An 11,085-nucleotide genomic window follows, 5' to 3' on the forward strand; every position below is an offset into this window, starting at 1 on the left:
TGGGCCTCTCCACGCAGCTCGCGGCGCTCGGGGTCTGCGTGGCGCTGGGGCGTCCGCGCGCCTACCTCGGGCTGCTCGCGGCGCAGGTGGGCGTGCTCGTGGGCGTGCAGCTGTGGCGAGAGGGGCTCGTGCGTCGCGAAGGGAGGTCCTCGTGGACCGCCCGCTGACCTGCGTCGGCGCGCTCGTCCGGGGGCCCGACGGACGCTGGCTGATCGTGCGGACCACGAAGTGGCGCGGCGCGTGGGGCGTGCCGGGCGGCAAGGTGGAGTACGGCGAGACGCTCGCGGACGCCCTGCGCCGCGAGTTCCGCGAGGAGGTCGGGCTGCACGTCACGGACGAGCGGTTCGCGCAGGTGCAGGAGGCCGTGCTGAGCCCCGAGTTCCACAAGCCCGCGCACTTCGTCCTCGTGGACTTCCTCGCGGAGACGCGGGAGACGGACGTCGTCCCGAATGAGGAGATCGAGACGTGGGCGTGGGTCACGCTCGACGAGGCCATGACGTACCCGCTGAACTCCTTCACCCGCACCCTCGTGGAGGTCGCCCGTGAGCGCGGCTGAGGGCGGGCGCCGCACGGCGCTCGTGACGGGCGCGAGCGGCGGCATCGGGCGCGGCGTCGCGCTCGCCCTCGCGCGTGAGGGCTTCGACGTGGCCGTGCACTACCGCCGCTCCCGCGAGGGCGCCGAGGAGACGGCGCGCCTCGCGCGGACGTTCGGCGTGGACGCCCTGACCGTGCAGGGCGACGTGACGGACCCGGAGGCCGCCGCGCGCATCGTGCGGGAGGCGCACGCGGCCTTTCGCGGGCTGGGCGTGCTCGTCAACAACGTCGGGAACTACGTCCACAAACCCTGGATCGAGACGACGGTCGAGGAGTGGCGCGACATGCTCGACTCGAACCTCAGCGCCACCTTCTACACCTGCCGGGAGGCCGTGCCGCTCATGCGCGCGGCCGGGTGGGGCCGCGTCGTGAACCTCGGGTACGCGGGCGCGCAGCACCTCGTGGCGCGGCCCGGCATCGTGCCGTACGCGGTCGCCAAGAGCGGCGTGATCGTCCTGACGCGCGCCATCGCGAAGTCCGAGGCGGGCACGGGCGTCAGCGCGAACGTCGTCTCGCCCGGCGTGATCGAGACGAGCGTCAGCCAGCCCCTGCGCGAGATTCCCGCGGGGCGGCTCGGCACGGTGGAGGAACTCACGGACGCCGTGCTGACCTTCGTCCGCGCGAGCGACTACGTGACGGGGCAGGTGCTGGAGGTGGCGGGAGGGTGGAACCTCTGAGTGTGGAGACACGCTGACGCCCCAGGCATGAGCGAGGGGCCGTCCCCGAGCGTACGACGCCATGAGTGCAGAGACGCGCCGACGGCCTCCACATGAGCACCGGGCCGTCCCGGTGCGTACGACGCCATGAGTGCAGAGACGCGCCGACGGCCACCCCCCCGGGCTCGTAGGGACGCGTCACCGCCCCGGGCAAGAGCGAGGGGCCGCACGGCGGCCTGAGTGGCGAATGGCCATTCGTCCCCGGTGGGCGTCCCTAGAATGTGCACGTGACGTCCCTCGCGCCGATCGCGCCTTTCTCGCGCCGTCCTCACGTGCCGCCCAGGAGTTTCAGGTGCCGCCGGGCGAAACTGGTCGGGCATGTCTGACGGTCTTGGGAGCACGTCCGGACGGCCACGTCGGGAGGTTCCCGAGTGGCTGATCCTGCTGGCGCTGGTGCTGACGCTGGGCCTGGTGTACGCGCTGGTACCGTCCGCGCGGGAGGCGACGAACGAGGCGGTGTCGGTGCTCGTGAGCGGCGACCGCGAGCGGATCGGCGTGTGGGTGCAGGGCTTCGGTGCGTGGGGGCCGCTGACGTTGCTCGCGTTGAACCTGCTGCAGACGGTGCTGGCCTTCATCCCGGCCCTGCCGATCATGGTGGTGGCGGTCCTGGCGTACGGGCCCGTGTGGGGCGCGTTGCTGGCGTGGGCGGGGCTGCTGGCCGCCGCGAGCCTGGGGTACGGCCTGGGGAAGGTGTTCGGGGATTCGGTCGTGCGGCGGCACCTGCGTCCGGAGTCGGCGGCCCGCGTTCGGGACGTGGTGGAACGGTACGGTCTGTGGGCGGTGGCGGTGACGCGGCTCACGCCGCTCGTCCCGACGGACGCGGTGAGCATTCTCGCGGGCGTGGCGGGGATGGGGTTCTGGCGGTTCCTGCTGGCTTCGGCGGCGGGGACGGCGCCGGTGTGTCTGCTGCTGGCTCTGTTCGGGGAGAGCTTCGAGCGGTTGTTGTGGGCGCTGGGCGGCGCGACGCTGGTGGCGGTCGCGGCGTTTCTCGCGCTGCGGTTCGTACAGTCCCGACGCGCGGCGCGTTCGCGGTGATGTTTTCGTGACTTTCTTTACCAACGTGGTGTAAGATGAGGAAAAATCTTCATGAGTGCCGCTTTCTGGTGGGAATCGTCATGAGCGGTCCTGACTTTTCGTGTATAAAGTAAAGCAACCATGAATTACCCGAGTCTGGTCTGGCACCTCAAGCGCACGGAACTGTTCGCCGATCTCGAACTGGCGGAACTGGAGCGCGTGGCCGTCTCCACGCCGTACCGGTCGTACCAGCCGGGCGAGGTCATCTTCCGGATGGACGATCCGGCCGACGCGCTCTACTTCGTGCGCTCCGGCCTCGTGAAGATCAGCAAGCTCTTCCCGAACGGCAAGGAGGCCATCCTCGGCGTCGTCGGCCAGCACGACACCTTCGGCGAGCTCCTCCTCGAACCGGAGGAACGCCGCCCCACCCAGGCGGAGGCGGTCGAGCCGACCGTCCTGATCGTCCTGCCGCGCGCCGAACTGCAGAAGCTCCTCGCCAGCAAACCCGACCTCGCCATGAAGCTGATCCGCCTCATGGCCGGACGCCTCTTCGAGACGCAGGCCTGGTCCGCCGAGGTCAGCGCGTACAGCGCGCCCGAACGCGTCGCGAGCCTCCTCTACCGTCTCGGACGGGAGTTCGGCAAGCCCCACCCGCAGGGCGTGGAGCTCGGCCTGAAGCTCAATCAGGAGGACATCGCCCGCATGGTCGGCGCGACCCGCGAGACGGTCAGCCACAGCCTCAGCAAGCTCCGCTCCATCGGCGCGATCGTCCGTCCCCGCTCGCCCATGATCGTCCGCCTCGACGCCCTCAAGCGCTTCGTCGAGAGGTAACTCGAACGCGTGCGCCACGTGCTGTACGTGGAACTCAGGGGAGAGGACGCGGCCCGCCGGCTGCGTCCTCTCCTCGACGATCTCGCGCGCGTGCCCGGCTTCCGCGGCGGAGAGCTGCTGCGCTCCCCTGCCCAGCCGGGCCTCGCGCTCGTGCAGGCCCGCTTCGACGTGGAGCCGCCCGACGTGTCCCTCCCCGGGGGCGCGCGCGCGTGGACCTTCGTGGTCGAGCACGCCCATGAAGCGCCCCACGATCCTCTAGAGTGAGGGAACGGACAACCCAAACGCGCGCGTCCGGGCGCGCCCTTCCTCACTCCTGGAGGTCGTCATGGAACGATCCGAGACCCGTCAACTCGTCGCCTCCGCCCGAGACGCGCACGCGCGCGGTCAGCGCGTGGCCCTCGCGACCGTCGCGCGCGTCCACGGCAGCGCCTACCGCCGTGAGGGCGCCGCCATGCTCGTCCGTGACGACGGCGTGCAGACCTGCATGCTCTCCGGCGGCTGTCTGGAACCCGAGGTCGTCGAGGCGGCCCTCGACGCGCTGCGGGAAGGCGCGCCGCGCCTCACCCGCTACGACCTCAGCGAGGACGTCGTGTGGGGCCTCGGGATCGGCTGCGGCGGCAGCGTCGACATCCTCATCGAACCCCTCACCGGGGACGCCCTGCTCGAAGCGTGGCTCGACGTCCTCGACGAGGCCCGCGCCGCCGTGCTCGTCACGCCCCTCGCGGGCGCGGAGGGCCGCCTGCTCGTGCCCGCCGCGGGACCCGTGCGGGGTACGCTGCTGCACGCGGGCCTCGCCGCGCCCGACCTGACCCTCGAGGCCGAGGAGCACGCCCGCGCGCTCCTCGCGCGGCCCGAGGACGCCCTCCGCGCCGCGCGCGTTCCACACGCCCGGCACGCACCGCGTCCCCGGCGGCGACGCCGAACTGCTGTTCGTCGTGAACACCCCGCCGCCCGAACTCGTCGTCTTCGGCGCGGGTCACGACGCCCTCCCGCTCGCCGCTCACGCCGGCGCGCTCGGCTACGACGTCCGCGTCGTCGACGCCCGCGAGGGCTTCCTCACGAGGGGACGCTTCCCCGGCGCCACCCTCGACCTGCTCTCCCCCGACGAGTTCGGCGCGCACCTGCGGCTCGGGCCGCGCAGTCACGTCGTCATCATGAACCACCACCTCGACCGCGACCGCGAGAGCCTGCGGCATGCCCTCGCCTCCCCCGCGCCGTACGTCGGAGTGCTCGGGCCGCGCTCGCGCTTCGAACGGCTCCTCGGCGCCCTCCACGAGGAGGGCTTCACGCCCACGCCCGCCCAGCTCGCGCGGGTCCGCAGTCCCGTCGGTCTGCGGGTCGGGGCCGAGACTCCGGACGAGGTGGCCCTCAGCATCGTCGCGGAGCTCATGGCGTTGCGGCGCGGACAGAGCGGCGGCTTCCTCGCCGGGCACGAGGGACGCATTCACGAACGTACCGCCGAACCGAGCGTCGCCGGGACGGACTGAGGGGAAGCGTGGGGCGGCCCGGTCGTCGGACCGGGCCGCCCGCGCGTCTCCGCACCTAGTTCATGGGCAGCACGATGTAGTACCCGTCCGGGTCGAAGTCCCCCACGTCCGCGCTGGGCTCCGGACGGTCCGTGTTCACCGCCACGAGCTTCCCGGCCGCCGTCGCGCCGAACACCGCCTTCCCGTTCGCCGCCGCCACCGCGTTCACCGTCGACGCGCCCACCGGGAACGCCCTCGGCACGCCCTCCTCCAGCGTCCCGTTGGGGTCCTGACGGTTCATCGCGTGCCACGCGATGCGCGTGCCGAAGTCGGGCGACACGATCAGCATCACGAGGTCACCGCCGCCGTACGCGCTCCTCGCCTGACCGCCCACGGACTTGCCCGTCCGGTTCGGGAAGGTGTAGGCGCTCACGCCGCCCACGTACACCCGGCCCCCCTCGTCCGCCGCGATGGCCCGCACCCGGAACGCGTTCGAGCGGGTGTTCGGCAACCTCGGCACCGCGAACTGCCCCTTGAGGACGTTGCCGCTGGCCGGGTCGATCCGCGCGAAGTACCCGAAGTGCGCCGCGCCCGCGTTGTAAGGCAGGCTGTACTCGTCGTACGCGACCCAGCAGGCGCAGTCCGTCTCGATGAGGCCGCGCCGCCCGTCACCCAGCGTGCCGATGGGCGAGCGTTCGTCCCAGCGGAAGATGGTGTTGCCGCCCGCGTTCTCCCCCAGGAAGTACAGCATCCCGTCGCGGCCCAGGCTGATCCGGTACCCGCGCGTGTCCGCCTCCTGCCCGTTGAGGTCCCCGCCGGAGTAGTCCCAGTTGCGCCACTTCGCCGCGGATAGGTCGTACGGGAAGGACCGCAGGAACGCCACCTGCACCGGCGCGCCCGGCAGACTGTTGTCCTGCGGGAGCACCTTGTTGTTGTAGCCCGCCACGAACACCGAACGGCTCACGGGGTCCACCGCGACGTCCATCACGAAACTGTCCGTGAAGACGCGCTCGCCCAGCTTGCCGCCCTGCGCGTCGTACGCCCGCACGAGGCGCCCGCCCGGGGTGCCGTTCACGAGCGTCACGACCGTGCCGTCCCCCGCGACGGCGACGCGTCGCTCCGCGTCCAGCCCGAACTCACGTACGCTCCAGATCACGTTCTTCGCGTCCGCCGAGAGCAGCGCGAAGCCGAAGTCGCCGATCACCGCGATCCGCCCGGACGTCCGGTCGATCTCCAGGTCGTAGATGATCCCGCCGAGCCGCGTGAGGCTCAGCACCCGCTTCCCGTCGCCGCTGAGCCGCGCGACCGCGCCCTCGCCGCCGCCGAGCAGGTAGGTGGGCGTCACGCCGAGGTCCGTGCGTTCGAAGCGTCCGCCCAGCACGATGGTGCCGTCGGAGGCGATGTCCGCGCCGCGCACGTCGTCCCCGCCCGCGCCGCCCAGGTAGCCCGCCGTCGTCACCGGCAGGTCGAGGTCGGCGGCGTCCACGCGCGGGTCGGGCGTGACGCGGTAGACGTTCAGGTCGGGCGCCTTCGTGAAGGACATGCCCACCCAGACGCCGCCGTCGGCCGCCACGTCGAAGGCGCCGAACTCGCCCCTGGGCAGCGAGTTGGAGCCCAGCCTCACCAGCCCGAGGTCCGGGAAGCGCAGCTGGAACACGCCGCTGCCGCCGCCCGTCACGAGGCCCTGCGGCGTCGTGACGATCCGCGAGGTGCTCACCACGCCCACGTTGCGCCACGTGTTCGTGCCCGTCCCGAGCTGCTGCACGCTGCCACGGTCCACGGTGTAGATCGCGCCCGCGTCGTCGAGGGCGACGTCGTAAAGACGGATGGGGTTGCCGCGTCCGTCCACGCGGCGGTCGCCGCGCGGTGCGAAGGCCGAGCCGTTCCAGAGGTACACGTACCCGTCGGTCGCGGACACCGCGACGCGCTCGCCACGCACCGCGAGGCCGTCCGCCGCGAACACGGGCAGGTTCCCGAGGAGACGCCACGCGCCGCTGTCGCGCACGTACACGGAGGCGGGCACGTTGGAGCCCGAGTCGCCGCTCACGAGGGCGTAGACGAGCCCGCCCCAGCTCGCGAGGCGTCCGACGTAGCGGCGCGCGGACGAGGGCAGGCTGATGTTGCTCCACGTGCCGTTCTGGTACATCGCGACGTAGCCGTTCTCACCGCCGCCGTAAGTGCGGCCCGCGTCGTCCGTGACCCAGCCGAACACCTGACTCACGCCCGTCACGGAGGTCCACGCGCCGCCCGAGAGGGGCCGCGACCACAGGCCGCGCCCGTTCGTCTGCACGAACACGCGGTCCACGCCCACCCCGACGGAGCGGATCTCCACGTCACCGTTCAGGGTGCTGCCGGGCGGCAGGGCCGCCTCGGCGGTCCACACGCCCGCGCCGGGCGCCACGATCACGGCGGGAAGCACCGTGACCTTCGCGGCGGCGCTCAGCGAGGGGTTCGCGACGGACGTGGCGGTCACGGTGACCTCTCCCACGGCCCGGCCCGTGACGACGCCCTGAGCGTCCACCGTGGCGACGGCGTCGTCACTGCTCGTCCAGCGCACGCCGCGGTCGGGCTCCGCCGCGAGGACGCCCACGGTCGAGGCGATCCCGACGTAGGTGGTCTCCAGCGACGCGGCGAGCCGGACGGTCCTGCCGACCTCCACGTTCGCGCGGACCGGCGTGACCTCGATGGCGCCGACGCTGGCCTGCGGGTCGCTGACGACGACGGTGACGCGCGCGAGCTTCGTCACGTCGTCCTTCGCGCGGGCCGTGATCACCGCCGTGCCCGGCGCGACGCCCGTCAGCATGCCGTCACGGTCCACGCTCACCACGCCCTTGTCGCTCGACAGCCAGTACACCGCGCCCGAGTTCACGCCGCCCACCGTGGCCTTCAGGGGCCGGTTGGTGTTGACCCGTACGCCCACCACGGGGCCCGGCGTGACGTTCACGTCCGTCACCGTCACCGGGCCGGAGGACGACGTCAGCGTGCCGCGCGGGCTACGCCACGCGCGCCACTGCCCGGAGCCGTCCTGCGTCACGGCGTACAGGCGGCCGTCCGCGCCGAGCGCGAGGTCTCGCCCACCGCCCGGCAGCGTGCCGTACGGCTGGGCCAGCGGCGCCCAGCCGTCGGAGAGGCGGCGCAGCTCGTTCGTGCCGAGGAAGTACAGCTCGCCCTGGATCGTGACGAGCCGGGCGGGCGGGAAGATGTTGAGGACCTTCGTCCAGGTGTCCCCGTCGAGACGGAAGACGCCGTTGTCGCCATTGATCCCGCGCAGGCCGTACAGCTTCCCGTCCGGGCCGACCTCCAGCCCGCCCACCTGCAGGTCGTTCACCTTCGTCCACGTGTCACCGACGAGGCGCCAGACCGGGCCGTTCCACTGCGCCGCGTACAGCGTCGAGCCCACCATGGTGACGCTGCCCGCCGACACGTCCCCGGCGAAGGTACCCACCGGGGTCCAGGTGGCGGCGTCCTCGTCGTACACGAACACGGAACGACTCTGGTTGTTCGTGACGCTCGCGCTCTGCGCCGCGTACAGTCTGCCGCCGAGGACACGCAGGTCCAGGGTGCTCTTCCCGGTCGGCAGGCCCAGCCCGGTCGTGGCGTTGAACGTCTGCGTGCGCGTCCAGCTCGTCTGTCCGCTCGCCTGGCGGAACACGCCGTCACCCGTGCCGACGTACAGGGCGCGGGAGGTCGCGGCGACGGCGGTGAGGTTGCCATTGGTGAGTCCACCGCTCGCGCCGCGCAGGGCGGTCCACTCGTCGCTGGCGGCATCGAGGCGGTACACCGCGCTGCCCGCGAAGGTGATCGGCGTTCCCGAGGGCGTGACGATCACGCGGCCCACGCTCGCGCTGCCCGGGAGATCCCCGGCGGGCACGGGCGTCCACAGGCGCAGCCGGGCCGTGACGGTCGCCGTGCGGGTCACGCTGCCCGTTCGCGCCGTCACCGTCACTGTCCGGTCGCCCGTCTCGGTGGGCGCGGTGTACAGTCCGTCCTGAGTCACGGTTCCGCCGCTGGTCTCGTACGTCACGGTCGCGCACGCGAGGTTGCTCAGCGTGGCCCCCACGGGCGTCGTGTCGCCCGGATTGAGGTCCACCGTGCTGACGGGCACGCTGAGCCGCGCGTCCGCTTCGGGCACGACCGTGACGGTGACGGTGCTCGCCACGGTCGGCGCGGCCGCGTTGGCGGCTTTGAGGGTGGCCTCGCCGGGCGCGAGGGCGGTGACGCGGCCTGACGCGTCCACGCCTGGCGACGCCGGGGTCGAGGCTGGTCCAGGTGACGGCGCCGCCGCCCTGCACGCTGGCCCTGAGGTCGCACTGTCCGCCCTGCGGGAGACCCTGCACGCGGCTCTGCTCCACCACCACCGCGCCCGGTGGGGGCGGTTCGGGATCGGGCGTGGGGTCCGGGTTGGGGTTGGGGTTGGGGTTGGGGTTGGGGTTGGGGTTGGGGTTGGGGTCCGGGTTGGGGTTGGGGTTGGGGTTGGGGTTGGGGTTCGGGTTGGGGTTCGGCGTGGGGCCGGGACCCGGACCGGGAATGGGCGGCGGGTTCGTCGTGGGCGGCGTGCCCGGGCCGGGCGAGCCGCACGCGACGAGAAGGACGGTCAGCGTCATCAGGAGGGACAGTCTTCTCATCCCTCCCAGCATCCCGAGGCTCCTTCGCTGTAGGCCGCACTTTTCCTCACCTCATGGTGACAGGCGCAACAGTTCCTCGGCACGGGCGACGTCCTCCGGGGTGTCCACGTCCGTGAGGCCCCACGCAGGGAATTCCAGCGTCACGGCCCTGGAGGCGTACGCCCTCACGAGGTCCTTGGGGCCGTGATCGCCCTCGCGGGAGAAGCCGTTCCACAGATCGCGGCGGAACAGGTGCGGCGGCGCGCGCACGCCCCCCTCGTACGTCGCGAGCACGAGGGGCGCGTCCGTCCGGGTGAAGGCCTCGCGGACCGCGCGGTACATGTCGGGCGTGACGAGCACCATGTCCGCGAGCAGGAACGTCGCCGCGGCCACCTCCTCGCGGGGCAGCAGGGCGTCCACGCCCGCCCGGAAGGACGTCGCGAGGCCCCGCTCGTAGTGCGGGTTCTCCACGATCCGCACGTCGAGGCCCGCGAGGGCCGCCGTGACGTCCGGCGCGTCCCGGCCCACCACGACGAGCACCTCGTCGTGCCCGGAGGCCAGCACGCGGCGCGTCGTGCGCCGCACGAGCGGCTCCCCGTCCAGGAGCGTGAGCTGCTTGTTCGGGCCGCCCATGCGGCTCGACCTCCCGGCGGCCAGCACCACCGCCGCGACCTTCCGTGGGGCGGTCAAGTCATCCCTTCCGTCATGCTTCCAGCGTACGGCGCGGGCACGGGAGCACGCCCGCTCCGAACGACCGCTGACCTTCTCACGCGCCCGGATCGCTTACACTCCTGGAGAAGGAGTCAGCATGCCCGACCACCGAGCGGACCGTCACGGGCGCCGCGCCGCGCGCGTTCCCAAGTCACGCCTTCCCCGCGTCCGTCCCGTCCGGAGGGCCGCGTGACGCACGACGCGAGCCTCGGGGACATCGCGCGCGCGTTCGAGGAGCGCGGGTACGTGGCGGGCGCGCCGCTCGTCACGGCGCTGCGGCTGGTGTCCGCGCTGCGCAGGCCGCTCCTGATCGAGGGTCCGGCGGGCGTCGGGAAGACGGAGAGCGCGAAGGTCCTCGCGGACGTGCTCGGCACGCGCCTCGTGCGGCTGCAGTGCTACGAGGGCCTCGACGCGGCCACCGCGCTGTACGAGTGGAACTACCCCCGGCAGATGCTGCGCATCCGCATGACGGAGGGCGAGGGCGGCTCCCTCGCGGAACGCGAGGCGCAGATCTTCGGGGAGGACTTCCTGCTGCGCCGCCCCCTCCTGGAGGCCATCACGCAGGAGCGCGCGCCCGTGCTGCTCATCGACGAGGTGGACCGCGCCGACGAGGCCTTCGAGGCCTTCCTGCTGGAACTGCTCGCGGAGTTCCAGGTGACCATCCCGGAGCTCGGCACGATCCGCGCGAAGGAGCGGCCCTTCGTGATCCTGACGAGCAACCGCTCGCGTGAGCTGAGCGACGCGCTCCGGAGGCGCTGCCTGTACCTGTGGCTGTCCTACCCGACCTTCGAGCAGGAGGTGCGGATCCTGCGGGCGAAGCTGCCCGGCATCGACGAGCGCCTCGCGACGCAGGTGGCGCGCTGCATGCGTGAGCTGCGGGACCTGCCGCTCGCGAAGCTGCCGGGCGTCGCGGAGAGCCTCGACTGGGCGCAGGCGCTGATGGTGCTGCACCGCGACGTGCTGGACGCGGAGACGCTCGCGCAGACGCTGGGCTGCATCCTGAAGCTGCGCGAGGACTGGCAGCTCGTGGAGGCGCACGCGCCGCGTCTGCTCGCGAGGGCCGCGGCGGACTGAGGGGGGAGGCGGACGTGCGGGTCGACACGGTCGTGGTGGGGGCAGGCATCGCGGGGCTCGTGACGGCGCGCCGCC

9 protein-coding genes and 1 pseudogene are annotated in these 11,085 nt (G+C 72.5%); 8 read left to right on the forward strand and 2 right to left on the reverse strand.

The window, feature by feature from the left end; translation table 11 throughout:
• Positions 1 to 151: 151 nt before the first annotated feature.
• The 7 genes and pseudogenes from DEIPI_RS0115825 (at position 152) to DEIPI_RS41515 (ending at position 4,642) form a co-directional block, all read left to right on the forward strand.
• Positions 152 to 556 carry an NUDIX domain-containing protein gene (locus DEIPI_RS0115825; protein ID WP_027482419.1) on the forward strand — a complete coding sequence of 135 codons (405 nt, stop codon included), beginning with the start codon at positions 152 to 154 and terminating at the stop codon, positions 554 to 556.
• A complete protein-coding gene (gene tmpR / locus DEIPI_RS0115830; RefSeq protein WP_045234481.1) occupies positions 543 to 1,271 on the forward strand; it encodes a bifunctional dihydropteridine reductase/dihydrofolate reductase TmpR in 729 nt (242 codons plus the stop codon). Before DEIPI_RS0115825 ends, tmpR begins: the two co-directional genes overlap by 14 nt.
• Positions 1,272 to 1,628: 357 nt before the next feature.
• A complete protein-coding gene (locus DEIPI_RS31675; RefSeq protein WP_045234482.1) occupies positions 1,629 to 2,345 on the forward strand; it encodes a TVP38/TMEM64 family protein in 717 nt (238 codons plus the stop codon).
• A gap of 120 nt (positions 2,346 to 2,465) precedes the next feature.
• Positions 2,466 to 3,155, forward strand: a complete 690-nt coding sequence (locus DEIPI_RS0115840; protein ID WP_027482421.1) for a Crp/Fnr family transcriptional regulator — start codon at positions 2,466 to 2,468, stop codon at positions 3,153 to 3,155.
• Between the two features lie 9 nt (positions 3,156 to 3,164).
• A complete protein-coding gene (locus tag DEIPI_RS31680; protein ID WP_245588582.1) occupies positions 3,165 to 3,419 on the forward strand; it encodes a hypothetical protein in 255 nt (84 codons plus the stop codon).
• 61 nt (positions 3,420 to 3,480) lie between these two features.
• A pseudogene (locus DEIPI_RS41510) lies at positions 3,481 to 3,669 on the forward strand (XdhC family protein); the annotation flags it as partial.
• Between the two features lie 421 nt (positions 3,670 to 4,090).
• Positions 4,091 to 4,642 (forward strand): XdhC family protein, encoded by a 552-nt coding sequence (locus DEIPI_RS41515; RefSeq protein ID WP_052351775.1) that lies wholly within the window; start codon positions 4,091 to 4,093, stop codon positions 4,640 to 4,642.
• Positions 4,643 to 4,697: 55 nt separating this feature from the next.
• Here the strand turns inward: DEIPI_RS41515 and DEIPI_RS0115855 are convergent, their stop codons facing one another.
• Complete coding sequence (locus DEIPI_RS0115855; protein WP_027482422.1) at positions 4,698 to 8,858, reverse strand: Ig-like domain-containing protein; 4,161 nt, start codon at positions 8,856 to 8,858, stop codon at positions 4,698 to 4,700.
• Between the two features lie 439 nt (positions 8,859 to 9,297).
• A complete protein-coding gene (locus DEIPI_RS0115860) occupies positions 9,298 to 9,915 on the reverse strand; it encodes a nucleotidyltransferase family protein (protein ID WP_245588583.1) in 618 nt (205 codons plus the stop codon).
• Positions 9,916 to 10,125: 210 nt separating this feature from the next.
• Between DEIPI_RS0115860 and DEIPI_RS0115865 the strand changes: the two genes are divergently transcribed.
• Positions 10,126 to 11,010 (forward strand): AAA family ATPase, encoded by an 885-nt coding sequence (locus DEIPI_RS0115865; protein ID WP_045234484.1) that lies wholly within the window; start codon positions 10,126 to 10,128, stop codon positions 11,008 to 11,010.
• The last annotated feature ends 75 nt before the right edge of the window (positions 11,011 to 11,085 follow it).

The organism is Deinococcus pimensis DSM 21231, assembly GCF_000519345.1.
Taxonomy (GTDB): domain Bacteria; phylum Deinococcota; class Deinococci; order Deinococcales; family Deinococcaceae; genus Deinococcus_A; species Deinococcus_A pimensis.

What these genes read in the sequence shown, in the direction of transcription:
- DEIPI_RS31675 (WP_045234482.1), top strand. Translation starts at nt 1,629, where the DNA reads ATGTCTGACGGTCTTGGGAGCACGTCCGGACGGCCACGTCGGGAGGTT.
- DEIPI_RS0115840 (WP_027482421.1), top strand. Translation starts at nt 2,466, where the DNA reads ATGAATTACCCGAGTCTGGTCTGGCACCTCAAGCGCACGGAACTGTTC.